Annotated in this window: 23 protein-coding genes; 13 read left to right on the forward strand and 10 right to left on the reverse strand. The window is 71.6% G+C overall.

Features of this window, described 5'->3' with window-relative positions; genetic code table 11:
• Positions 1-7: 7 nt before the first annotated feature.
• The 3 genes from ACGFIO_RS14375 to ACGFIO_RS14385 form a co-directional block, all read right to left on the reverse strand.
• Entirely contained in the window at positions 8-697 is a 690-nt protein-coding gene (locus tag ACGFIO_RS14375) for a CBS domain-containing protein (RefSeq protein ID WP_392826363.1), read from the reverse strand.
• A gap of 26 nt (positions 698-723) precedes the next feature.
• The gene (locus ACGFIO_RS14380; protein WP_392826365.1) at positions 724-1,197 is read right to left on the reverse strand and encodes an HPP family protein; all 474 of its coding nucleotides are present in this window, start codon (positions 1,195-1,197) and stop codon (positions 724-726) included.
• Between the two features lie 85 nt (positions 1,198-1,282).
• A complete protein-coding gene (locus ACGFIO_RS14385; RefSeq protein ID WP_392826367.1) occupies positions 1,283-2,227 on the reverse strand; it encodes an Acg family FMN-binding oxidoreductase in 945 nt (314 codons plus the stop codon).
• Positions 2,228-2,377: 150 nt separating this feature from the next.
• On the opposite strand from ACGFIO_RS14385, the gene ACGFIO_RS14390 reads away from it, so the two are divergent.
• Positions 2,378-3,241 carry a universal stress protein gene (locus tag ACGFIO_RS14390; protein WP_392826369.1) on the forward strand — a complete coding sequence of 288 codons (864 nt, stop codon included), beginning with the start codon at positions 2,378-2,380 and terminating at the stop codon, positions 3,239-3,241.
• A gap of 196 nt (positions 3,242-3,437) precedes the next feature.
• On the opposite strand, the gene ACGFIO_RS14395 is transcribed toward ACGFIO_RS14390, so the two are convergent.
• Positions 3,438-4,346, reverse strand: a complete 909-nt coding sequence (locus ACGFIO_RS14395) for a universal stress protein (RefSeq protein WP_392826371.1) — start codon at positions 4,344-4,346, stop codon at positions 3,438-3,440.
• Between the two features lie 133 nt (positions 4,347-4,479).
• Here ACGFIO_RS14395 and ACGFIO_RS14400 point away from each other — a divergent pair, with 133 nt between their 5' ends.
• From ACGFIO_RS14400 to ACGFIO_RS14430, 7 genes are all read left to right on the forward strand, one after another.
• On the forward strand, positions 4,480-4,707 hold the full coding sequence (locus ACGFIO_RS14400; protein WP_392826373.1) for a hypothetical protein: 228 nt from the start codon (positions 4,480-4,482) through the stop codon (positions 4,705-4,707).
• Positions 4,708-4,868: 161 nt separating this feature from the next.
• On the forward strand, positions 4,869-6,317 hold the full coding sequence (locus ACGFIO_RS14405) for an alpha/beta hydrolase family protein (RefSeq protein WP_392826374.1): 1,449 nt from the start codon (positions 4,869-4,871) through the stop codon (positions 6,315-6,317).
• Positions 6,318-6,556: 239 nt separating this feature from the next.
• Positions 6,557-7,396 carry a WD40 repeat domain-containing protein gene (locus ACGFIO_RS14410; RefSeq protein ID WP_392826375.1) on the forward strand — a complete coding sequence of 280 codons (840 nt, stop codon included), beginning with the start codon at positions 6,557-6,559 and terminating at the stop codon, positions 7,394-7,396.
• Positions 7,397-7,606: 210 nt separating this feature from the next.
• Positions 7,607-7,852, forward strand: a complete 246-nt coding sequence (locus tag ACGFIO_RS14415) for a hypothetical protein (protein ID WP_392826376.1) — start codon at positions 7,607-7,609, stop codon at positions 7,850-7,852.
• A gap of 358 nt (positions 7,853-8,210) precedes the next feature.
• Positions 8,211-9,047 (forward strand): WD40 repeat domain-containing protein, encoded by an 837-nt coding sequence (locus tag ACGFIO_RS14420; RefSeq protein WP_392826377.1) that lies wholly within the window; start codon positions 8,211-8,213, stop codon positions 9,045-9,047.
• A 50-nt stretch (positions 9,048-9,097) separates the two neighbouring features.
• Positions 9,098-10,522, forward strand: coding sequence for a ferric reductase-like transmembrane domain-containing protein (locus tag ACGFIO_RS14425; protein WP_392826379.1), 1,425 nt, complete (start codon positions 9,098-9,100; stop codon positions 10,520-10,522).
• Between the two features lie 16 nt (positions 10,523-10,538).
• The gene (locus tag ACGFIO_RS14430; protein WP_392826380.1) at positions 10,539-11,006 is read left to right on the forward strand and encodes an FMN-binding protein; all 468 of its coding nucleotides are present in this window, start codon (positions 10,539-10,541) and stop codon (positions 11,004-11,006) included.
• A gap of 35 nt (positions 11,007-11,041) precedes the next feature.
• Here the strand turns inward: ACGFIO_RS14430 and ACGFIO_RS14435 are convergent, their stop codons facing one another.
• A complete protein-coding gene (locus ACGFIO_RS14435; RefSeq protein WP_392826382.1) occupies positions 11,042-11,482 on the reverse strand; it encodes a hypothetical protein in 441 nt (146 codons plus the stop codon).
• Positions 11,483-11,726: 244 nt separating this feature from the next.
• Here ACGFIO_RS14435 and ACGFIO_RS14440 point away from each other — a divergent pair, with 244 nt between their 5' ends.
• The 4 genes from ACGFIO_RS14440 (at position 11,727) to egtD (ending at position 16,098) form a co-directional block, all read left to right on the forward strand.
• Positions 11,727-12,956, forward strand: a complete 1,230-nt coding sequence (locus tag ACGFIO_RS14440) for a glutamate-cysteine ligase family protein (protein WP_392826422.1) — start codon at positions 11,727-11,729, stop codon at positions 12,954-12,956.
• Between the two features lie 129 nt (positions 12,957-13,085).
• Complete coding sequence (egtB, locus tag ACGFIO_RS14445) at positions 13,086-14,384, forward strand: ergothioneine biosynthesis protein EgtB (RefSeq protein ID WP_392826384.1); 1,299 nt, start codon at positions 13,086-13,088, stop codon at positions 14,382-14,384.
• Positions 14,384-15,127 (forward strand): ergothioneine biosynthesis protein EgtC, encoded by a 744-nt coding sequence (gene egtC, locus ACGFIO_RS14450; protein ID WP_392826385.1) that lies wholly within the window; start codon positions 14,384-14,386, stop codon positions 15,125-15,127. The genes egtB and egtC overlap by 1 nt, the downstream gene beginning before the upstream one ends.
• A complete protein-coding gene (gene egtD / locus ACGFIO_RS14455; protein ID WP_392826386.1) occupies positions 15,124-16,098 on the forward strand; it encodes an L-histidine N(alpha)-methyltransferase in 975 nt (324 codons plus the stop codon). The genes egtC and egtD overlap by 4 nt, the downstream gene beginning before the upstream one ends.
• Here egtD and ACGFIO_RS14460 read toward each other — a convergent pair.
• Both ACGFIO_RS14460 and ACGFIO_RS14465 read right to left on the reverse strand, forming a co-directional pair.
• Positions 16,082-16,522 carry a hypothetical protein gene (locus tag ACGFIO_RS14460; RefSeq protein ID WP_392826388.1) on the reverse strand — a complete coding sequence of 147 codons (441 nt, stop codon included), beginning with the start codon at positions 16,520-16,522 and terminating at the stop codon, positions 16,082-16,084. The genes egtD and ACGFIO_RS14460 overlap by 17 nt on opposite strands.
• A 49-nt stretch (positions 16,523-16,571) precedes the next feature.
• Positions 16,572-17,516 carry a phosphotransferase family protein gene (locus ACGFIO_RS14465; protein ID WP_392826389.1) on the reverse strand — a complete coding sequence of 315 codons (945 nt, stop codon included), beginning with the start codon at positions 17,514-17,516 and terminating at the stop codon, positions 16,572-16,574.
• A gap of 181 nt (positions 17,517-17,697) precedes the next feature.
• Here ACGFIO_RS14465 and ACGFIO_RS14470 point away from each other — a divergent pair, with 181 nt between their 5' ends.
• Positions 17,698-18,291 (forward strand): VanZ family protein, encoded by a 594-nt coding sequence (locus ACGFIO_RS14470; protein ID WP_392826390.1) that lies wholly within the window; start codon positions 17,698-17,700, stop codon positions 18,289-18,291.
• A gap of 205 nt (positions 18,292-18,496) precedes the next feature.
• Here ACGFIO_RS14470 and ACGFIO_RS14475 read toward each other — a convergent pair whose 3' ends face one another.
• From ACGFIO_RS14475 to ACGFIO_RS14485, 3 genes are all read right to left on the reverse strand, one after another.
• Complete coding sequence (locus ACGFIO_RS14475; RefSeq protein ID WP_392826392.1) at positions 18,497-19,450, reverse strand: FG-GAP repeat domain-containing protein; 954 nt, start codon at positions 19,448-19,450, stop codon at positions 18,497-18,499.
• Between the two features lie 494 nt (positions 19,451-19,944).
• Positions 19,945-21,000, reverse strand: a complete 1,056-nt coding sequence (locus tag ACGFIO_RS14480) for a hypothetical protein (RefSeq protein ID WP_392826394.1) — start codon at positions 20,998-21,000, stop codon at positions 19,945-19,947.
• Positions 21,001-21,184: 184 nt separating this feature from the next.
• Positions 21,185-22,765 (reverse strand): MFS transporter, encoded by a 1,581-nt coding sequence (locus ACGFIO_RS14485; protein WP_392826395.1) that lies wholly within the window; start codon positions 22,763-22,765, stop codon positions 21,185-21,187.
• Positions 22,766-22,768: the final 3 nt, after the last annotated feature.

Below are 22,768 nucleotides of genomic sequence, written 5' to 3' on the forward strand. Positions count from 1 at the left end.
TGTTCTCTCAGGCCACGCCGGTGATCACGCCGGGACCCACGATCGCCCGGTCGTCGAAGGTGTAGTCGAGGCGATTGACCACCGCGACCACTCCGAGGGTCTGCCGGGCGACGCGGTCGGCCAGCTCGGTGGTGGACCACCGCTCGACCTTGCCGGTCAGGGTCACGACACCGTCGGTGACCGTCACCTCGACGCCCTTGGCGTCCACGGACAGCAGGTCGCGGTCGATGCCGTCGCGGGCGTCGGCCTGGATCTCGTCGTCCGGCCGCAGGTGCACCTTCAGCAGGTCGCCGCGGGTGACGATGCCGACCAGCCGGCCGGCGTCGTCGAGCACGGGCAGCCGCTTCACGTGTTCGCCGTCCATCAACCGGGCGGCGGCCGCGATCGTGGTCTGTTCCTGGGCGGTGACCGCGGGCGAGGTCATCAGGTCGCTCGCGCGCCGGCCCTTGGCCTTGGTCCGGTCGGCCCGGCGGTGCCGGCCCTCGAACATGCGTGGTTCCTCGTCACCGGCGTACTCGATCTTGCGGAGCAGATCCGCCTCGGACACCACACCCAGCACGCGCTGGAAGTCGTCCACCACCGGGACGGCGCTCACTCGTTTCGTCATCAACACGTCCACGACCGCCCGGTACGGGGCGTCCGGTGGCACCGAGACGACCGCCTTGGTCATCACGTCGCTGACCGTCCACTTTCTCATCACGCCACCTCCTTGTCGGCTCACCGTCAAGTTAGGTCGGCCGTCCGACGCGGAGGCAGGGCCGATGGTCCCGGTTCGTGGGGGCTTTCGCCGACCAGCCGGGTACGCAGCAGATCCCGCCGCGTGACGATGCCGCCCACGCGCCCGCGACGGTCGACGACCACCAGTCGATGCACCTTGGCGCGACGCATCAGCCGAGCCGCGAAGTCGACGGCCAGCGACGGCTGCGCCACGACCGCCGGCCGGCTCATCACGTCCCGCGCGACGGCCGCCAGCCCTTGGTGACGCACATGCCGATACCGGCCCGAGGGCGCGGCGTACGGTCCGGGCAGCAGATCGGACGCGGAGACCACACCGATCGCATGGCCCTCGTCGTCGACGACCGGCACGGCGCCGATCCGCCGCCGGACCAACAGGTCGACGATCTCGTGGCACAGGGTGTCTTCCCGCACCGTGACGACGTCGCTGGTCATGACGTCGTCCACCCGCCACAGCCTCATGGCAACCTCCCCTGAACACTTCTGACGCTACGAGCCGCCACGCCGTCTGATCAGGGCCGTCGGTCCCGCCCGGGCGGGCCGGGAGTCAGCGGAGCAGGACGTCGTCGACGGGCCGGCGGGGCGTCGCGGCGGCGGGCCGGCCGTAGCCGACGCGAAGGACGATCTGCGCCCACCGCCCGGCGTCGCGGTCGGACAGCAACTCGCGCACGGTCGGGATCTCGACCGGCTGGCTGATCGGCGTGGTCGCCAGGTTGAGCCAGGTCGCGGTCAGCAGCACCCGTTGCAATGCCTGCCCGGCGTCCACCCAGTCCGGCTCGGCGTCGCCGCTGGTCGACAGCACCACGATCGTCGGGTACGGCTCGAACACCTCGCTGGACCGTCGCAGGTGCGGTTGGAGCAGCCCGAAGTCGCGGATGGGCATGGTCTCCAGCGCGTCCCACGGCCCGATCGCGGTGGCCGGCACACCGTCGGCGCGGTGGCTTCCCGGCACCGTCCAGCGGGCGAGTTCCGCGCGGTAGCCACCGCGGGTCCGGAGCCGGCGGTCGGCCATCTCGGACAGGCCGAGGATCGCGTTCCGGCTCACCGGGCTGGCGAGGTGGAGGGTCGCGCCCTCCCGGCGGGCGGCGTCGATCAGATGGTCGAGAGCATCCGCGGGTACGACCGACCGCGCGAACGGCCACCGATTGGTGTGGCGGTGCGCGACGGCGGCGGCCAGTGCCTCCACCGCCGGGGTCGCGGCCAGATGCGGACCCACCGCCACCGAGGCCACGAGGTCCGGGTCGTCGGCCGCGGGGAAGAGCTTGACCCCGGGATCGTGTCCGGCCGCGCGGATCGCCAGCCGCAGGGTGAACAGCGCCGCGCCGACGCTGATCAGCAACTCGCGACCGGTCGGGTCGAGGACGTCGAGCCGGCGATGCCGGTCGGCGCGCACCTCCACCGTGTCCGGGCCGATCCGGAATCGCCATGGCTGACTGTTGTGCAACGACGGCGCCATCGTGGCGGTGGCGACGCAGTCCCGGAGACCCTCCATGTCAGATCCCCTTCCCGCTCGATACACCCAGCGAATCGCAGGTGTGGCGCGTTGAGTACCGGCCGGAGGTCCCGTCCCGCCGGGACTTGCCGCCCTGCCCGAGGTGCCCCGGCCGCGTCACGATCCGGACAGGACCCTTGGGAGGACGCCATGACGACCAGAAGGATCATCGTGGGCACCGACGGTGCCGAGTCAGGAAAGGCCGCCGTGCGGTGGGCGGCCCGGGAAGCACAACGGCGCGGCGCGGTGCTGCGCATCGTGCACGCCTTCGACTGGGAGTGGGCCGAGGCGAGGTACGACTACAGCGGCGCCGTCCTGGACGTCGCGCAGAAGACGGCCCAGGCGATCACCGCGAACGCCGCCGACGCGGCCGTCGCCGTGGCGCCGGGTGTCTTCGTCGAGACCGACACTCTGCTGGGCCGGACGTCTCCGAGGCTGCTCGCGCTGGCCGAGGACGCGCAGCTGATGGTGCTCGGCAACCGGGGTCGGGGCGGGTTCGCCAGCCTGCTGCTGGGCTCGGTGAGCCAGCACGTCGCGACGCACGCCGCCTGTCCGGTGGTCGTGGTCCGGGGCCGGCCGGACATCGACGGCGGACCGGTCAGCGCCGGTGTCGACGACTCCCCCGCGGCCCAGGTGGTGCTGGCGACGGCGTTCGAGGCGGCGGCCACTCTCGGCGCCGACCTGAAGCTGATCCGGACCTACCTGCCGCCGGTGCCGCTGTGGATGTACGGCGCCATGCCCGCGTCCGAGGTGGCGACCCCGGAGTTCGACGCCGACGAGCGGGAGCGCCTGAACGAGCTGGTGGCGCCGTGGACCGCGAAGTATCCGGGGGTGCGGGTGGACACGCTGCTGTCGCACGACAGCGCGGCCGCCGTGCTGGCCGGCGTCTCGCACGGCTCGCAGCTGGTGGTGGTCGGTAGCCACAGCCACGGTGGCATCACCGGGTCGGTGCTCGGGTCGACCGGTCTGCAGCTGTTGCACCACGCGGACTGCCCGGTCCACATCGCCCGGTAAGGGCGGGAAACCAGTGGTAGGTCCGGGCGGTGCCCCTGGCCCGGATGCCGCCCAGGACTACCACCGCATCGGCGAGCCAGTCCGGTGAGGGCAGGAAACCGTTTGGTAGGTCCGGGCGATGCCCCTGGCCCGGATGCCGCCCAGGACTACCACCGCATCGGCCGGTGACGTCGTCACCGGCCGGCCGGCCGTGTCGTCAGCCGGCTTGCGGCCGATCGGCGGCCGTGACCGTCACGCCCGCAGTCGGATGCCGCCATCCGGGCGGCACCAGCAGGACCGGGCACGGCGGCTGCCGGGCCGGCGGGTGGTCCAGCCGGCCGTAGAGCAGCTCGGCCACCCGTCCGGTCGCGCCCATCCCGGCCACCAGCAGCTGACAGCGACGGCCGGCCCGCTGCACGGTGTAGGCGATGTCGGCGCTCGACACCACGACCGGCTCGACCGGCACGCCAGGATGGGATGCGACCGCCGTGGCCAGCGCTTCGGACAGGCGCTCCCTGGCCCTCGCGAGGGCTGCCGGGGGAATCCGGGACGTCGCGGCCGCGGCGTCGTCCGGTGGACACCAGGTGTGCACGGCGACCAGACGTACGCCGCGGAGCGCCGCCTCATCGACGGCGGTGGCCACCGCGGGACTGATCCCCGGGTGACCGGAGACGGCGACGCCGACCGTACCTCCGCCGGGCGCCGCGCCCCGGTGCACGAGCAGTGGGCAGGCGCTGTGGTGGGCGAGGTAGGCGGCGGTGGAGCCCCAGCTCGGCCGGGTGAGCACCCCGTCGCGATGCCCGATGACCAGCATCCGGGCCGACGCCGAGCGCTCGGTGATCGTGCCGAAGGCGCTGCCCTCGGCCAGGTCGGTGGTGACCGTCAGATCGGGCGCCTGATGCGTCGCCCGGCGGGCGGCCAGGTCCAGCAGCCGCCGGCCGTCGTCGAGCCCGCTCGACAGACCGCGGCCACGGAACGGACCGGCGTACTGACCGGGCCGGACGTGCACGATCGTCAGCGGGGATCGGTGCCGGACCGCTTCCGCGACGCCGAGGTCGACGATCGACAGCCCGTTGCGCGACCCGTCCACCGCGACCAGCACCGGAAGTCTCTCCACATCGTGCATGTCTGGACCGTAGAAGCTGACGCGGGACCCGCGGCACGGCCAACGGGCCGTTGCCCGCGGGACCTCCGGCCCTGACGAGACCGGCACGTCCGGCGCGACCATCGAGGCGTCCGGAGTGGAAGGGAGTACGGCCATGATGTTCAACCAGCACGCCGGCATGGGCGCGGACTGGCTCGTGCTGACGCTGATCCTGTTCGCGGCGCTACTCGTGGCCGCTGTGACATTGCTGATCAACCGGCCGGCCGCCGACCGCCGCCGCACCGGCCCCGAACAGGTGCTCGCTGACCGCTTCGCCCACGGCGACATCGACGCCGAGGAGTACCAATCGAAGCTGCGTGAGCTTCGGGACCAACGGCCCTGACGAGCCGCGGCCGGGCGGTCCACGATGAGAGTGAGCCCACCGGTACGAAGGTGACAATCTCCGATGACGGCGGTCGCACCGTCAGGACGCGAGGAACGCCCGCCGGCGGGCTCCCTGGTGATCGAGCGGTCCACGCCACGGAGGCGCGAGAGATGCGACCGATGGAAGTAACGCTGATCGCGGCGAATGTGCTCGGCGTCGTGCTCCTGGTGCTGCGCCGGCCGGGCCGGACGAGGTGGCTGCTCGCTGTTCCGGCCGTCGCCGCCGTGCAGATCCTCGCCGAGGGCCCGCGTTGGCAGATGGTGCCCGCGTACGCGGTCGCCGTGGCGGTGCCGGCGGCCGCGACGCTGAGGCCGCGAACTGGCCGGCCGGCGCGGCTTGGGGCCGGGGCGGTGGGGCTGGTCGTGCTGGCCGCCTCCGTGGCGCTGCCCGTCCTGGTGCCGGTCTTCCGGTTCCCGGCTCCGACCGGGCCGTACGGGATCGGCACGGTGACCTACCACTGGGTCGACGCGACACGTCCCGAGCCGTTCACCGCGGCGCCGGACGACCACCGCGAGATCATGGCTCAGGTCTGGTACCCGGCCACGCCGGCCGCGGGTGACACCCGGGCGCCCTATCTCGAGGATGCCGACGCCGTGACTCCGGTGCTGGGCCGGCTCACCGGGCTCCCGTCCTTCCTGCTGCGCCACTTCCGCTACGTCACCACCAACGCGGTCGAGGGCGCGCCGGTCGCCGGGCGGACGGAGGCGTACCCGGTGCTGGTCTTTGTGTCCGGGTTGTATGGTTTTCGCTCGGTGAGCACGTTCCAGATCCAGGAGCTGGTGTCGCGGGGCTACGTCGTCGTGGGCCTGGATCAGCCCGGTGTCGTCGCGACGGTCCGGTTCCCCGACGGGCATCAGGTCGACAACCTGCCGTTCGAGAAGATGGACCCGCTCGTCGACCAGAGTGTGGAGGCGCGGCCGGCGGCGCCGGAGCTCAACGGTGTCCCGCGGCCGGCCGGCCTGGTTCCGTTCTTCGCCGAGGACGTACGGCTCACCCTCGACCGGCTGGCCCTGGTCAACGCCGGGGATCCGTATCATCGGCTGGCCGGGCGGCTCGACCTGGATCGCACCGGCGTCTTCGGCGTGTCCCTGGGTGGCCGGATCGCGGCCGAGTCGTGCCTGCGCGACAGCCGGCTCAAGGCCTGCCTGGTGATGGACGACCCGGTGCCGGCCGGCGTGGCCGCGGCCGGGTTGCGGCAGCCGACGATGTTCCTGACCCGCGACGCGGCGACCATGCGGCTGGAACGCGAGCGGTCGGGCGGCTGGTCCGAGCACGACATCGCGGTCACGCTGGGCGCCATGCGTACGGCGTTCACCAAGCTCTCCGGCGGGGGCTATTACGTCGAGATTCCGGGGCTGTTCCACGTCAACTTCACCGATCTGCCCTACTGGCTGCCGCCGTCCGAGCAGTTCGGGCTCAGCGGGCCGATCGGTGGCCGGCGCGGTTTCGCCGTCGTCAACGCGTACACGACGGCCTTTTTCGACGAGGCGTTGCGGGGCCGGACATCGCCCGTTCTTTCCGAACCGATCCGCGGCACCGTCGTCGAAACCCGCGGCAGATCGCATTGACCAGGAAAGCGGGTAGCTATGGGAGCCCTCCCAGTTTCCCCGGGGTGCCGATGTTCACCTGCCGAACTGCACGAATCCACCCTTGCCAACCTCGATCGATTGCCCGAATATGGTTCCGCACCTCACTCGACAGCCCTGAGCCGCGGGGGCGGCTCCGCGCGGAAAAGGGAAAGGCCTGCATTCTTTCGCGACCCGCGACCACTTGTGAGGGGTTCTTGTCTGCCGCTCGAAGCATGCCGATGGCATTCCGCGGGGACGGGAGCCGGCTCGCGCTCGGGTCGGCCGGCCGCGACCTCGCCATCTGGGATCTGTCGACGCCCCGGCGGCCGGTGCGGATGACCGCGTTGCGCTGGGACGGCGGTATCGCCGCGGCGGCCTGGAATCCGGCCGCGGTCGCGCTGCTCGCGACCATTTCGGCCGACGGCGGCGTGGCCACCTGGCGCGTCGTCGACGACCGGCCTCCGCAACTGATCGGCACGACACCGGACGCCCGTGACCGGCCACAGCACCTGGCCTGGCTGTCCGGCGGGAAACAACTGTTCAGCAGCACCACCCTGGGGCGGGTCACGGTGTGGGACGCCGACGGCACGCCGCTGGCGCACCGGGGCCGCACCGTCGAAGGGCTGGTCGTCGCCGCGTACGGCTGGGCCGCCGCGACGGTCCTGGTCACGCATCTCGGCCACGTCGAGATGTGGAATCCGGCGACCCAGATGGCCAAGGCGCGCGTCCTGCCCGGCCGGGTCGTCGCCTCGGCGCATTCCGGTTCGCTGCTGGCCGTCGCCTACGACAACGAGTGGATCGAGATCATCGATCACGAACTCGAGCGGATCGCCATCGTCCGGCACAGCTGGCCGCCCCCGGTCGCGCTGGCCTTCGCCCCGGACAGCCGCTCCCTGGTCATGGCCACCGCCGACGGCTCCCTGGCGGTGGTGGGCGACGACCAGAGCATCTGGTGGCAGCGCCCGGGCGACGGCTCGGCGCCGACCGGCCTGGCGGTGGCGTCCGGGCGGCTCGCCGTCGTCGGGCCGGACGAGACTGTGACGGTGCTCGACCTGCGCAGCGGCGACATGGCGCAATGACGTTCCAGGGCGCATCGGACGGATCACCCAGGGCTGCGGCGTGGTCCAGAGCGTGCCTGGCGCCGCCCGCGACACGCCCTGATACCGGTGTTGTATGTGGGCGTGTCGCGGTGGCCGTCAGGCACGCTCTGGACCACGCCTCGCACTTGGGTGATCCGTCCGATGAGCCCTAGTGTCGAGACAGGAGCTTGGCCTTGGAGGGGTGACCCGGTGGGACCCAACGACAAACAACACCAGTTCGACGAGATCGTCGCCCGCCTCGTCGCGGATTACCCGTCGCTGGCCGGCCGGCGACCGTGGTCCCGCCGGACCAGGATCGTCCTCGGCGTCGCGGGCGGGGTGGGCTGGGGGTTCCTGTCCGTGGCCATGGTCGCCTGGGGCGCCGCCGGAGTGGTGCTCACCTGCGCCGTCGTCGGCGCTGTGGCCGCGGCCGGCGTCTACCGCCGGCGCCGCTGACCAGGCGGGCGGTCTCGACACGCGCGCGGCCGGCCGGTAACGCCGTACCGGCGTGAGCGGCTCGCACCGGCCGGGTACGCCACGCGCCACCCCGGCCCGCGACCTGACCGCCTCGCCGATCGGGCGATTCGTTCCGGTCGCCCGCTGATCCCGGCGCCCCGGCCGATTGGCGAGAAATCGGCCGGTGAACAACGCTTGCCAATACTATGATCTTGCTCGAATATGGTTTCGCACCCCCATTGAAAGCCTGTGCCGTGGCGGCGGCTCAATGCAAAGGAATGGGAAACCTTGCTTCCTTGTTGCCGCCACCCCCACGCTTGCCCCAAGGCCATTCTTGTCCGCTTCCCGTAGCCTCCCGATGGCATTCCGCGCGGACGGGAACCGGCTCGCCCTCGGCTCGGCCGACCGCGATCTGGTGCTCTGGGACACCTCGGTGCCCAGCCGCCCGACCCGGACCGGCACCCTGCGCCGCGGCGGCGGAATCACCGCGGCCGCCTGGAATCCGGCCGCCGTCGCGCTGCTCGCCACCATCTCCGCCGACGGCAGCGTGGCCACCTGGCGAATTCTCGACGACCGCCCGCCGGAACCGACCGCGACGATGTCCTATTCGCGCGACCGGCCCCATCACCTGAATTGGCTGTCCGGCGGTAAACACCTCGTCAGCACCACGACGCTGGGCCGCACCACGGTGTGGGACGCCGACGGCCGGCCGCTGGTGTTTCGCGGGCGCCGGGTCGAAGGGCTGGTCATCGGCGCATACGGCTGGTATGACGCGAGCGTGCTCGTCTCGCACATCGGCCACGTGGAAATCTGGGATCCGGCCACGCAACTGGCGAAGTCGCGGGTCCTGCCCGGCCGGGTGGTCGCGGCGGCGCATTCGGGCACGCTGCTCGCCGTCGCCTACCACGACGGGCACATCGAGATCATCGACCACGACCTCGAGCGGCGGGCCGTGATCAGGCATCCGGCCCTGACCCCGGTCCGCCTGGCCTTCTCGGAGGACAGCCGGGCCCTGGCGGTCGCCGGCGCGGACGGCTCCCTCGCCGTCCTGGGCGAGGATCACCAGCTGTGGTGGCATCGGCCCGGGGACGGGGCGGTGCCCGAGGGCATCGCCGTGGCCGCCGGGCGGCTGGCGGTCGTCGACCCGGACGCAAACGCGTCGCTGGTGCTTCTGAAGACCGGAGCGGCCGCTTAGCCAGGCCGATTCTTGGAATTCTCCGATCTCGGCGCGGCGAGACTTGCCGCATGGCCGAGTCGACTGCCACCACGGTGACCGGCCGGGTCCGGCTCGCCCCCGCGCGTCGGCTCCCGGCCCGACCGGCGCCACGCCGCTGGTGGGGTGACGTCGCGGGCGCCTTCGCGATGCTCAGCGTCGTCGCCGTCACCGCGCTCTGGATCGCGCACGGCGGCGTACGCGATCTGCGGACTCTCCACGAGCCGGCCACGGCTCTCGGCCGGCTCGCCGGCCTGTGGGCGTCCGACCTCATGCTGCTGCAGGTGCTGCTGATGGCCCGGATCCCGTGGGTGGAGCGCAGCTACGGCCAGGACCGGCTGGCCCGCCGGCACCGGCTGATCGGCTTCGCGTCCTTCTGGCTGATGCTCGCGCACATCGCGCTCATCACGACCGGTTACGCGCGGTCCGCGTCCGATGGCTTTCCCGGCACCGCCTGGGCGCTCGTCGCCGGGTATCCGGGCATGCTGCTGGCCGCCGCCGGGACCGGGCTGCTGATCGCGGTCGTGGTCCTGTCGGTACGGGCCGCGCGACGCCGCCTTCGCTACGAGTCGTGGCACCTGCTGCACCTGTACGCGTACCTGGGGGTCGGTCTGGCCCTGCCGCACCAGATCTGGACCGGCGCCGATTTCGGTTTCTCCGGCTGGGCCCGGCTCTACTGGTGGGGGCTGTACGCGGCCACTCTCGCCGCCGTTCTGGCCTTCCGGGTGGTACTTCCACTCGGGCGGTCGGGCTACCACCGGCTGCGGGTGGCGCAGGTGGTGGCCGAGGCGCCCGGTGTCGTGTCGGTGTACCTGCGCGGTCACCGCCTCGACCGGCTGCCGGTGCGCGCCGGGCAGTTCTTCCTCTGGCGATTCCTGGACGGACCCGGATGGTCGCGGGCCCACCCGTACACGCTGTCGGCCGGACCAGCCCCGGACCTGTTGCGGATCACCGTGAAGGACCTGGGTGACGGCAGCCGCCGGGTCCGGGCTCTGCGCCCCGGCACCCGGGTGCTGATCGAGGGACCCTACGGCGCGCTGACCACGGCGCGGTCCAGCGGGCGGCCGCCGCTGCTGGTCGCGGCCGGCGTGGGCATCACCACGATGCGGGCGCTGCTGGACGATCTCGGACCGGCGCGGGCCGGCGCCGTGCTGCTCTATCGGATCCGCGACCGGGCGGAGGCGGTGTTCCGGGCCGAGCTGGAGGATCTGGCCCGCCGGCACGGCGTACGGGTGATCTATCTGGCCGGTGGACGGTCGCGGCACGGCTCGTGGTTGCCGGCCGGCCCGTACGGCACCGGCCCGGCGGCGGCCGTGCTGAGTCGGCTGGTGCCGGACGTACGGATCCGGGAGGCGTACCTCTGCGGGCCACCGAGCTGGATGGCGGCGGTGCGGGCCGACCTGCGCGCGGCCGGCGTGCCCACCGCCCGGATTCACGCCGAGGAGTTCGCGTGGTGATTCCCGAGGAGGGCCGATGCGCCGCCTGACCGTCTGGATCGTCTCGACCGTCGCCCTGGTCGTGCTGCTGTTCAGCTATCGCACCAGCCTCGGGGGCTCACCCCCGGGCACCGCGGCCGCCGCGGCACCGGGCATCGTGCCGGACGACACGGCGCCGCCGTCGCCCGGGCCCACCGCCGGGGCGACGACCCCGCCGAAGGCACGGACGTTGACGGTCAACGGGACGGTCGCCGGCACACGCTGGGGGCCGGTCCAGGTTCAGGTGAAGATCCAGAACCAGAAGATCGTCGATGTACGCGTGCTACGCCGCCCCACCGGCAACGACCATGACGACGAGATCAACGGCTATGCCCTGCCGCGGCTACGGGCCAAGGTGTTGCGGGCGCAGAACGCCCACGTCGACGCGGTGAGCGGCGCGACCGTCACCAGCGGCGGCTACCTGGAGTCGCTGCAGGCCGCGCTGGACGCGGCTCACTTCGGGTAGCCCGGCGGCCGGGACCGCTCCCCCGCGAACTTCGTCTAGCCCCGTGGCCGGGGCCGCTCCCCCGCGAGCAGAGCGAACAACGCCAGCAGCCCGCCGACGACGGCGTTGACCGTGATCACGAAGCCGCGTTCGAGCCCGCGCGGGGCGAGGGCGACGCCGGCGACCACTGCCGCCACGGCGGCCAGCCCCATGCCGATCCGCGCCGCCCGCTGCACACGGGCCGGGGTGAACCAGCGCGGCGGGTCCCCCAGGTGGCGCCACCGCAGCGCCGGCACGACGATGGCCAGCGCACCGGCCAGGCCGGCGGCCCCGGCGATCAGCATCGGCACGCCCATGGCCCCCACGTCGGCCCGGATCGCGTCGATTCCCTGCCAGGCGAGCAGCCCGAAGACCACGATCGCCAGCTCGTGCAGCACGAGGCCGCGACGCAGTCGGCGCCGCTCGGCGCGGTCGCGTGCGTGCGGCGCGGCAGCCATGGCGGTCCTCCGTGACCTCAAGACGGCCATTGTCGCACCTCGCAGCTCTCCGCGGCGGTCCGACCGCCCGGTACCTCAGCCACCGCCATCAGTGACACAGCTCACTTTAGTTGGCAAATGTCGAGGAAAACGCCCTTGTCGCCGCGCCGGCGGTCGTTGCCGATCCGCCTGGATGTCGCACCCCCGTCGTAAAGTCCGATCTCGTTAACAAGGGTTCAGGATCGTGACGACGAGGGGTCGCTCGATGACCAAACTCGACCGGGAAGCCACCGAGGACACCGACCGCGCTCTACGCACGCAGGGCGAGGTGGAGGCGCACATCCGCGCCATCTGCTTCAAGACCGGCCCGCCGACCCTGATCGGCACCGAGCTCGAATGGACCCTGCACCACAGCTCCGCACCTGAGGCACCACTCGACCCCGATCACCTGGGCCACGTCCTGGGCCGGCACGCACCGGCCACGCTGGGACGGGGGCACCCACCCGATCCGTTGCCCGCCGGCGGCACACTCACCATCGAGCCGGGCGGCCAGCTGGAGATCTCCTCCGCACCGGCCACTTCGACCGCCGCCCTGCACGCGGCCGTCACCGCCGACCTCGATCACCTCACCGCGCTGCTGAGCGCCGGTGGCCTGCGCCTGGGCGAGGACGGCATCGACCGGCACCGCTCACCACGCCGCCTGCTCGGCACTCCGCGCTACACGGCCATGGAACGCGCGTTCGACACCCACGGACCACACGGCCGCGTCATGATGTGCAGCACCGCCGGCCTGCAGGTCTGCCTCGACGCCGGCACCCCGGCCGAGCTACCGGTCCGCTGGGCCGCGGCGCTCGCCCTGGGCCCGCCGATGGTCGCCCTGTTCGCCAACTCGGCCCGGCACGCCGGGCGGAACACCGGTCTGGCCTCGGCCCGGATGGCGGCGTGGTGGGGGATGGATCCGCGGCTGACCCATCCACCGGTCGGCCCGGCCGCGGACCCGGCCGGTGCGTGGGTGCGCTATGCGATGGCCGCTCCGCTTCTGTGTGTACGCCGTGACGACGGCTGCTGGGATCCGCCGCCCGGCGTGACCCTGGCCGACTGGGCCGGCGGCGCCCTGCCACAGCAGCTCACCACGTCCGACGTCGAATACCACCTGAGCCTGCTGTTCCCGCCGGTCCGCCCGCACGGCTACCTCGAGGTGCGCTACCTCGACGCCCAGCCGGGCGAGCGCTGGATAGCGCCGGTCGCCCTGTTCGCCGCCCTGTTCGGCGATCCGGACACGACCGGGGCGGCGCTGGAGCTGGCCCGGCCGGTGGCGGGGCGCTGGCGTTCGGCGTACCGCAACGGTCTGCGCGACCCGGCCCTGCGCCGCACCGCGACCGCCCTCGCCGAGCTGGCCACCGACCGACTCGACCTTCCGCCCGACCTGAGCACCGACGTCATCGAGACCGTCCACCGGCGGCTGCACCACGCCACCGTGACCGACCAGACCTGAGCACCCACGTCACCGAGACCGTCCACCGGCGGCCGCACCACGCCACCGTGACCGACCAGACCTGAGCACCCACGTCACCGAGACCGTCCACCGGCGGCCGCACCACGCCACCGTGACCGAGGAGAAGTGATGACCATCGAGACCGAGCGGCTGCGTGACCGGGTCGCCACCGAGCTGGGCCGCGCCCGCGACCGCACCGTCGGCCTGACCGAGGCCGTCGACGAGCACGACCTGATCCGCCAGCACTCACCGCTGATGTCCCCGCTCGTCTGGGACCTGGCCCACGTCGGCAACCAGGAGGAACTCTGGCTGGTCCGCGACGTCGGCGGCCGCGAGCCGGTGCGCCAGGACATCGACGAGCTGTACGACGCGTTCAAGCACCCGCGCCGCGACCGCCCCCAGCTGCCGCTGCTCGGGCCCGACGAGGCGCGGCGATACGTCGCGACCGTACGCGACAAGGTCTTCGACGTGCTCGATCGCGCCCGGCTGGAGGGTACGCCGCTGACCGAGCAGGGCTTCGCGTTCGGCATGATCGTCCAGCACGAGCAGCAGCACGACGAAACCATGCTCGCCACCCATCAGCTGCGGACCGGCGCACCGGTGCTTCACGCGCCACCGCCGCCGGAGCCGGGTGAGGCGGTGCGGGGCGAGGTGCTGATCCCGGGCGGCCCGTTCACGATGGGTACGAGCACCGAGCCGTGGGCGCTGGACAACGAGCGGCCGGCCCACCAGGTCGACGTGGCCGCCTTCCACATCGACCGCGCGCCGGTCACCAACGCGGAGTACGCCGCCTTCCTCGACGCCGGCGGGTACGACGATCAACGCTGGTGGAGCGCATCGGGCTGGGACCACCGGCAGAAGGCCGGGCTGAGCGCGCCACAGCACTGGCAGCGCGACGGCGACGGGTGGGCGTACACCCGGTTCGGGCGCACGTCGCGCATCGTGGCCGGCGAGCCGGTCGTACACGTCTGCTTCTACGAGGCCGAGGCGTACGCGGCCTGGGCCGGCAAGCGGCTGCCGACCGAGGCCGAGTGGGAGAAGGCGGCCCGGTTCGATCCCGCCACCGGCCGGTCCCGGCGGTTCCCCTGGGGGGACGAGCCGCCCACGGCCGAGCACGCCAACCTGGGCCAGCGGCACCTGCGGCCCGCGGCGGTGGGCGCCTATCCGGCCGGCGCCTCGCCGAGCGGTGTGCACCAGCTCATCGGCGACGTCTGGGAATGGACGTCGACCGACTTCCACGGCTATCCGGGCTTCGCCGCGTTCCCGTACCGGGAGTATTCGGAGGTCTTCTTCGGGCCGGATTACAAGGTGCTGCGCGGCGGCTCGTTCGGCACCGACGCGTCGGCCTGCCGAGGCACCTTCCGCAACTGGGACTACCCGATCCGGCGACAGATCTTCAGCGGGTTCCGCTGCGCCCGGGACGCCTGATGTGCCGCCACCTGGGTTATCTCGGGCCACCCGTACCCCTGTCGGATCTGCTCTTCGCGCCCGCGCACGGGCTGGTCGAGCAGTCGTGGGCGCCCCGGGACATGCGTGGCGGCGGCACCGTGAACGCCGACGGTTTCGGCGTCGGCTGGTACACCGCCGACGGGCCGGTGCGATATCGGCGGCACACCCCGATCTGGAGCGACACCACGCTTCCCGGTCTGGCGGCGGCTCTGCGTTCCACGGCGATGCTGGCCGCGGTACGCAGCGCCACCGTCGGCATGCCGGTGACCGAGGCGGCGGCGGCCCCTTTCGGCGAGGGCCGCTGGCTGTTCAGCCACAACGGGGTCGTCACCGGCTGGCCCGGCTCGCTGGCCAAACTGGCCGCCGGCCTGCCCACCACCGACCTGCTCACCCTCGACGCGCCGACCGACGCCGCGCTGCTGTGGGCCCTGGTTCGCGACCGCCTGCGGGCCGGCGCCGACCCGGCCGAGAGCGTCGCCACGGTCGTCACCGAGGTCGGCCGGGCCGCACCCGGCTCCCGGCTCAACCTGCTGCTCACCGACGGCGTGACGCTCGTGGCCACCGCGGCCGGGCACGCGCTGTCGGTCCGGCGCCGGGCGGCCGATGTCGTCGTGGCGTCCGAGCCGTTCGACGACGACCCCGGCTGGCAGCCCGTTCCCGACCGGACCCTGCTGGTCGCCACGGCCACCACCGTCACGACGAGACCCCTGGGAGAACCGTGAACCACCCCGCCCTCGACGTCCATCTCGACGCCGACGAGCTCAGCCGTGCCCTGCGCGGTGACGTCGTCGCCGGCCTGACCGCCGACCAGAAGTGGCTGCCGCCCAAATGGTTCTACGACGCCCACGGCAGTGAGCTCTTCGAGCAGATCACCGAGCTGCGCGAGTACTACCCGACCCGCACCGAACGGCAGATCCTGACCGACCGGGCGGCCGAGATCGCCGGGCACACCCGGGCACGTTCGCTGATCGAGCTCGGATCGGGCTATTCGACCAAGACCCAGCTGCTGCTGGACGCGCTGACCGCGGCCGGCTGCCTGGAGACGTTCGCGCCGATGGACGTCTCACCCACCGCGCTGACCGAGGCCGCCGGCCGGATCACCGCCGACTACCCCGGCCTGCGGGTGCACAACATCGTCGGCGACATCACCCGCCACCTCAAGCACCTGCCGGCCGGGGGCGATCGGCTGATCGCGTTCCTCGGCGGCACGATCGGCAACCTGGAACCGGCCGAGCGGGCCGCGTTCCTGGCCGACGTCCGCGCCGTCCTCGAACCCGGCGAGCACCTCCTCCTCGGCACCGACCTGGTCAAGAGCCCGAACGTGGTGGTGCCGGCCTACGACGACGCCGACGGGGTGACCGCCGAGTTCAACCGCAACGTCCTGCGCGTGCTCAACAGCAGCCTGGACGCCGACTTCGACCTCGACGGCTTCGCGCACGTCGCGCTCTGGAACGCCGAGGCCGAGTGGATCGAGATGCGGCTGCGCGCCCGCTGGCCCATGCGGGTGACGATCCCCGGCGTCGACCTGGTCGTCGACTTCGCCTCGGGCGAGGAGATCCGCACCGAGGTGTCGGCCAAGTTCCGTCCCGAGGGCGTGCGACGCGAGCTGTCCGAGGCCGGGTTCAGCCTGAACCACTGGTGGACCGACCGGGACGGTCTGTTCGCCCTGTCGCTGGCTACCGCGACCGGCTGAACGTCAGCCCCGCGGTGTAGGGGCCGCTGCCGCTGACTCCGGTGAGGTAGAGGCGGTAGGTGGCGGCCGTGCCGGTCCGGTACGAGAACTCCTTGTCGCCCGGGCCGGCCGGGGCGGTCAGCACGGTCTCCCACCGCTGGTCGGGGACGCTGAACTCACGGACGTCGACGACCACCTCGGCGGAGTCGGGCACGTCGACGCAGAAGGAGAAGCTTTCCGGGCCGTTGCTCCAGAAATACGACCACGGGTACGCCTCATAGCCCGGCCGGACGGTGCCCGAGTCGCTGACCTGGTACGCCGTGCAGTCCACGGCGGCCGGGGCAGCGGTCGCGGGGGCCGCCAGCACGACCGCACCCGCGGCGGCGCCGAGAACGGCGGCGAACGTCTTCTTGATCGACACAGAGGTCCTTCCATCGAAGGTCATGACTGCACTCCACCATAGGCAGGAAAGGTTGAGAGTACAACCAACGCGGCTATCCGAGACGTCGTAACGCCGCCTCGACAACGACCTCGACCCGGGCGGTCATGCCCGGCACATCGACGGGCCGACGCCCGGCGACCTGGCCCCGGATCCACTTCGGCCCGCTGTCGTCGTAGTGCAGCAGGGCATACAGGTCCCACCACGGATCGAGCGTCACCCCGGCGATCGACATGTAGAGCGACCGGAGCCGCTCCGCCCACTCGGGCGAGTAGAGCGCCGCCAGATATCGCCGGCAGTGCCCGACGTCAATCGCGCGCGACCCCCGATGGATGGAGTTCCAGTCGGTCAGCCCGGTGATCCTCCCGCGCGACCACAGCAGGTTGACCGGCAGCAGATCGCAGTGCAGGAAGACGGCGGTGTCCTTCGGCGGCGGCGACTTCATGACATCGAACGCCGCCGTCCACACCGCCGGCCTCTGTGCCCCGACCGGCACCCGAAACCCGTCCCGGGCGGCGATCCAGGAATCGGCCCAAGGCCTGAGCGTCTTCGCCGGAAGGTCGAGGGAGTGCACCAGTGCGGCCATCTCGGCGATCCTGGTCAGCCACGACCGGGGTTCCGCCGGATTGAGGTCAACCCGCCCCGGCAGCCGGGTCATCAGCAACGACGGCGCGCCCCCGGTCGACGCGCCGGCGACATCGGTAGCCACGATGCCCGGAACCGGGAGCCCGCTCCCCGCCACCACACCGAGGTTGGCGATCTCCTTCTCCAAGCTCGGCCGCAGGTCCAGCCCGCCCGGGTACTGCCGCAGCACCACGAACGTCCGCACTCCGCGTCGCTCGACCGCCAGCCGGTTCACCGCGGAGCAGACGCCACCGGTCAGCCGGCGACACCCGACGACGCGACTACCCGGCCCCATCGACGCCTCGACCCAGGCCAGAGTCTCCGCGGAAGGCCGGCGCTGCCTGAATCCGCCATCCCGCCAGTCGCCGTCGGTCACGAGCGCGAGCCTAGGCCGCCTGTCGTCCGGTGTCAGGAAGCAAGACCCGCCGTGGCCGCCGTCGCGCAGAACACCGGGATCGACTCCGCCGTGATCGAGCGCATGCGCCAGAACCTGTTCCCGCCGTTTATCCAACTTTCGGCAGATACGCTGGGGATGGCGGCCGTCCACAATCGTCGGCGTGAATGTGCAGACCGAAATACCCGCGATCCCCGTACTCCTCCCCCTGGTCGCCGTCCTCGTCACCATCGGCCTGCTCCGGCTGCGCAAGGGCGGCCGGATGACTCCGGCCCGGGCGATGACAGTTGTCGCGGCGGCGGTCTACCTGGCGGCGGTGCTGCGCGTGACGACGTTGCCACTGCAGATCGCGCTGGGTTCGTACGCCAACCGGGTCCCCTGGTACGAGAAGTTCGCCTGGATCCCGGTGCTGACGATCGACGTACGGACGTTCGTACTCAACATCATCATGATGATCCCGCTGGGCGTTCTCCTGCCCCTGTTCACGCGGATCGACACCATGCGGCGGGTCGCACTGGCCGGGCTGCTGTTCAGCGCGGCCATCGAGATCGTTCAGCTGCTCACCAACGTGTTCCTGAGCAGCGGCGACATGGCCGATGTCAACGACCTGCTGGCCAACACGATCGGTGCGATGGTGGGTTTCGCCCTGCTGACCAGAATCGACCTGATCACCCGCCGGTCCGGTCCGTTCCGCATCCCGCCGGCCTCACCGGCACCGTCCGAGGACGGGCCGGTGAGGCCGGCGGCGCTCAGCTGACGGGCCCCTGCTCCGAAGGCCGCTTTCCCGCCGGCCGACGGCGGTTCGGCGGCGCGAGGATCGAGGCGCCGATATCCGGCGCTCAGAATTCCGGGGCCGGTCGCCTGGGGGCGAGAATCGCAGCGTGCCGTCACCCGGCGACCGGCCTTTTGTTTCTGTCACCGGCAGGCGTCACGCCCGGCCGGCTGGATGACTGCCCTGGCGGTCAGAACAGTTGGTAGTCGCTCCATCCGAAGCCGACCAGCGGGTCGAAGTCGTCAGCGGTGTCCACGGCAAATGCGTACAGGAAGCCGTCGCCATCGGTGAAGACCACATCGGGCAGAGGCTGCGTGCCATCGTCGGACGTCAGGTTGCCCATGCCGACCAGGTAGGCGATCAAGCTGCCGTCGTCGCCCGTGAAGAGCCGGGTCGGGTTGTTCGCCGGGAACCCGGACGTGCTTCCGCGGTAGATCCACACCTCGTCGTTGACGTTGCGGAACAGGAACTCGGTATGCCCGTCCCCAGTCCAGTCGCCGATCGCGGTCAGCAGGTCGCCGTTCCAGCCGGAGCCGCCGGTGGCCGTGGTGCGGCGGAACGGCGCCGTCGCGACACCGGTGCCGTAGTAGATGACCAGCCGGCCCGCGGCCCGGCCCATCAGATCGTCGAAACCGTCCCCGTTGGCGTCCCCGATGCCGACCAGGTCGGCGTAGGTGTTCCAACCCGTACCCACCTGGATGCCGTTGAGCACGACGCCCGGCGTGGTGCCGGTGCCGGCGAACAGGAACAGCCGGCCGCTCGCGTCACGAGCGAGGATGTCCTGCCGGCCGTCGTTGTTCCAGTCACCGTGCCGGACCAGGGACGAGTAGCCGGACCAGCCGGAACCGGCCTGGAACCGCGCCGCGAAGTACGACGTGGAACGCGGCCCGGTGCCCGGATAGACCAGCGCCTTACCGGGATAGACCCACAGCCGGCCGGCGGTGTCGACGGCGGCCAGGTCGGCCTTCCCGTCCCCGGTCAGGTCACCGAACGTCAGTTCGTCCGTGGCCCGCGGAGCGGCGGCCGTGCCGAGGTCGCTTGCACTGGCCAGCGTATGCTGGGCCGCCCGGGCGGCGTCGCCGAGCGCTGGCTTGGGCGGCTGCGCATACCCGGCCCCGCCCGACAACGCCATCGCCAGCGTCACTGCGACGCCGGTGAGTCCGGCTGACAGTCGGAACAGTCTCCTCTTTCCTGTGAGCATCATCGCTCCCTTTGTCCGGGGTACCCCCGTTGACGAGCAAGGTCACCAGGGGGGCCCGTGAGGAATACTTTCGAGACCGACAATAGGTCGCGTTAGCCGAAACTGTCAGAGGCTATTCTCGATGTGCGCATTGCACCACAGTAGACCGTCCGGAGCAGAGCATTAATACTTGGTCGCTCGGGCCAATAGCCACATACTCATGGACCGAAGTCCTTTCTTTCGTGGCCTAACTATTCGGACCGGGTTACCGCCAATCTTGAACGGTATGCGACGGGAATCCGTAAAGGGGAGATCAAGAGAGAGCATGGACAGCGAGATGCGACCCAGGACGCGGGGTCGGTGCAGGCCCGCGCGGGGCAGGTGCACCTTCCACACCGGTCGGAGCGACCATCTGAATGAATCCCGGCTCTCGCCGGGCCGGGCTAGCCTCGGCACCCTCAGGTGCCGCGGATGGTGAAGACCGGTGATGTCGCGGCGGCCCGGTGGTCCCCGGCCGGGGCGAAGACACGATACGAGTAGGTCGCCGAGCCGGGTGGAGTGGCGATGATGGTGAACCGAGAGCTGGCCCGGGTCGAACCGCGGTTGACGGTGCGCCATTCGCCGCCGCTGTAGAGCCGCTGGAGCTGAAGTTCCTTACGCTGCTGTGCCGGCTGCAAGTTGCCGTTGACTTCGACGTTCGTACCGGCCGGAACCGAAGTCGCGGCGGGAACGGCAGCGACCTTGTAGCGGTAGGTGACAGCGGACGAGGTCCCGGCGATGAACGTCGGTCCCTGCTCGGGCACGTTGGACTCGCTGACGATCATTGCGCAGATTCCGAATTCGTAGTTCTGTCCGGCGGGCCACCGCGGGGCGGTGTAGACACCCGAGGCGTTGGTCCGGCCGTCTGGTGCCGACGTGAGGTACTCAACGCATTCGTTGTCGTAGCGCACCTGAACCGGGACACCCGGCCACACTCTTCCGGCCGCGTCGGTGACCTTGACGGTTCTGGTGATCGCGTCGCCGATGGTGGCCGGGTCCGGTGTGACGAGCAGCTTCAGATTCGGGTGGTTCGAGCTGTCGACGGCCACCGTCGGCAGGTCGATGCCGCCCGTGGCCAGGTCGACGAACGCTTCGTTCCCCTCTGTGTCCATCACGGCGGCCCGGGTCGGCCGGTTGGTGGCCGGCCAGCCCGAGGTGACAGCGACACCGCCGGTGTACCAGCCGTCCTGTGAGGTGCCACGGCCCAGACTGAGCGACACGTACTGGCCGGCGATCGCAAGCGCCGGGAAGTGTCCTCGATCGACGGAGTCCCACTCGAGGACCCCCGTCTCGTCCGTGAGGTGGACTGTCACAACGAGGAGTTTGACGTCGAGACCGCTTACCTCGAGCCGCTCCCGGCTGAACTCGATCGACTCGACCGCCGGTGGTGTGTCGTCGGTCGCCGCGGTCCGGGCGACGGTCGCGACGCCGGGCAGCAGCAGAGCCGCCACGGCGATAACGCGGATTGTTCTCATCGCGGTCTCCTCACGTGGCACAGGTGCCGAAGACGGGTGGGTCTCCGCAAGAAACACCGATGAGTGTCCCGCGGAGGTGTCGTCCTCGGCAGAGGCGATCATCCAAAGGGCGAGGGCCGATGTGCCCGACGCCCCACGGATCCTCCCCGGCGGATTCCGGCCCGCCGTCCGGTGGCAGGGCCGGTTACCCGCCTCCACCCACCGGAAGGCCCCGGTCCCCGACCGGCGCCTCGGCCGGGGTGGCGGCGGGTGCGGGCACCGGGCGCCACCCGGGGAGCCAGAGCAGCGCCGTCGCCGCACTCAGCACGGCGATGAGGGTGCCGGCCGACGCGTAGTGCATCGCGGTGATGAACGCGTCGTTCGCCCGTTCGAGCAACTGCGCTCCGGCCGGCCCGGCCGGCTCGGCCACGCCGTACGCGCCGGAGATCGACTCGCGGGCGTCGGCGGCCGCGGTGGGCGGCAGGCCGTCGGCCGCGGCGCCCAGGTGACTCCGGTACGCCGAGGACAGCACCGCCCCGAGGGTGGCCACGCCGAGCGCGCCGCCCAGTTGCCGGATGGTGTTGCTGACGGCGGAACCAGCCCCAGCCTTCTCCCGCGGCACGGCCGACATGATCACCTCGGTCGCGGGGGGCATGACGTTGGCCATCCCGACGCCCATGACGAAGAACGACGCGGCGACGAGCCCGATCGGCGCGTCGCCGTCGATGAGGAGCCAGGGCACCCGGCTGAGGGCGATCAGCGTGAGCCCGGCCAGGCCGACCAGCTTGGGACCGAACCGTCTGACCGCCGTGGCGCTGAGCGGTGCGAAGACCATCTGGCCGACCGCGAGCGGCAGGAGCAGCGCGCCGGAGGCCAGCGGGCCGTAGCCGCGTACCAGTTGCAGGTAGAACGCGCCGAAGAACATCGAGCCGGTCGAGGCGAAGAAGGTCAGTCCGATCACGGCGCTCGAGGCCGAGAACCGCCGGTCGGCGAACAGCCGGACGTCCAGCGACGGGTAGTCGATGCGCAGCTGGTAGAGCACGAAGCAGGTGAGCACGACGGCCGCGGTGGCGATGGCGGACCACGCGTACCACTGGCCGAAGCCGTCCTCACCGCCGCTGATGACGCCGTACGTCAGCAGCGTCAGGCCGACGATCGACATGAGCACGCCGGCGACGTCGATGCGGCCGGGCCGAGGGTCCCGTGACTCCGGGACGAGGATCGCGACCAGCACCACACCGGCCACCACGACGGGCACGTTGATCAGGAAGACCGAGCCCCACCAGAAGTGCTCGAGCAGCAGGCCGCCGACGATCGGCCCGATCGCGGTACCGACACCGACGGCGCCCGCCCACAGGCCGATCGCCCGGCCGCGCTCGCCCGGTTCGAAGACCTGCGTGATGATCGCCAGTGTCGCCGGCATGACCGCGGCGGCGCCGAGCCCCATCACCGCGCGGGCGGCGATCAGCTGGTCCGGCGAGCCCGCGTAGGCCGAGACCAGCGACGCGCCGCCGAAGATGGTCAGACCGGTGATCAGGCTGAGCCGGCGGCCGAACCGGTCAGCGAGGATACCGGCCGTGAAGAGCAGGCCGGCGAAGACCAGCGTGTACGAGTTGATCGCCCACTCGAGCTGGCTGTGCCGGGCGCCGAGGCCGTGTCCGGGGTCGGCGATGGTTCGCAGCGCCACGTTGAGCACGGTGTTGTCGAGCACCACGACGAGCAGGCTGATGACGAGTACGCCGAGGATGGCCCACCGGCGGGGATGCCCGGCCGGGACCGTGGGCACCCC

It is taken from the genome of Actinoplanes sp. NPDC049265, from assembly GCF_043197135.1.
Lineage (GTDB): Bacteria > Actinomycetota > Actinomycetes > Mycobacteriales > Micromonosporaceae > Actinoplanes.

Excerpts from the sequence above, each read along its gene's own strand:
- ACGFIO_RS14420 (WP_392826377.1), top strand. The coding sequence starts at position 8,211 with ATGGCATTCCGCGCGGACGGGAACCGGCTCGCCCTCGGCTCGGCCGAC.
- ACGFIO_RS14400 (WP_392826373.1), top strand. The coding sequence starts at position 4,480 with ATGATGTTCAACCAGCACGCCGGCATGGGCGCGGACTGGCTCGTGCTG.
- ACGFIO_RS14395 (WP_392826371.1), bottom strand. The coding sequence starts at position 4,346 with ATGCACGATGTGGAGAGACTTCCGGTGCTGGTCGCGGTGGACGGGTCG.
- ACGFIO_RS14425 (WP_392826379.1), top strand. The coding sequence starts at position 9,098 with ATGGCCGAGTCGACTGCCACCACGGTGACCGGCCGGGTCCGGCTCGCC.
- ACGFIO_RS14380 (WP_392826365.1), bottom strand. The coding sequence starts at position 1,197 with ATGAGGCTGTGGCGGGTGGACGACGTCATGACCAGCGACGTCGTCACG.
- ACGFIO_RS14375 (WP_392826363.1), bottom strand. The coding sequence starts at position 697 with ATGAGAAAGTGGACGGTCAGCGACGTGATGACCAAGGCGGTCGTCTCG.
- ACGFIO_RS14435 (WP_392826382.1), bottom strand. The coding sequence starts at position 11,482 with ATGGCTGCCGCGCCGCACGCACGCGACCGCGCCGAGCGGCGCCGACTG.
- ACGFIO_RS14430 (WP_392826380.1), top strand. The coding sequence starts at position 10,539 with ATGCGCCGCCTGACCGTCTGGATCGTCTCGACCGTCGCCCTGGTCGTG.
- egtC (WP_392826385.1), top strand. The coding sequence starts at position 14,384 with ATGTGCCGCCACCTGGGTTATCTCGGGCCACCCGTACCCCTGTCGGAT.
- ACGFIO_RS14410 (WP_392826375.1), top strand. The coding sequence starts at position 6,557 with ATGGCATTCCGCGGGGACGGGAGCCGGCTCGCGCTCGGGTCGGCCGGC.
- ACGFIO_RS14390 (WP_392826369.1), top strand. The coding sequence starts at position 2,378 with ATGACGACCAGAAGGATCATCGTGGGCACCGACGGTGCCGAGTCAGGA.
- ACGFIO_RS14480 (WP_392826394.1), bottom strand. The coding sequence starts at position 21,000 with ATGAGAACAATCCGCGTTATCGCCGTGGCGGCTCTGCTGCTGCCCGGC.
- ACGFIO_RS14440 (WP_392826422.1), top strand. The coding sequence starts at position 11,727 with ATGACCAAACTCGACCGGGAAGCCACCGAGGACACCGACCGCGCTCTA.
- ACGFIO_RS14460 (WP_392826388.1), bottom strand. The coding sequence starts at position 16,522 with ATGACCTTCGATGGAAGGACCTCTGTGTCGATCAAGAAGACGTTCGCC.
- ACGFIO_RS14385 (WP_392826367.1), bottom strand. The coding sequence starts at position 2,227 with ATGGAGGGTCTCCGGGACTGCGTCGCCACCGCCACGATGGCGCCGTCG.
- egtB (WP_392826384.1), top strand. The coding sequence starts at position 13,086 with ATGACCATCGAGACCGAGCGGCTGCGTGACCGGGTCGCCACCGAGCTG.
- ACGFIO_RS14405 (WP_392826374.1), top strand. The coding sequence starts at position 4,869 with ATGGAAGTAACGCTGATCGCGGCGAATGTGCTCGGCGTCGTGCTCCTG.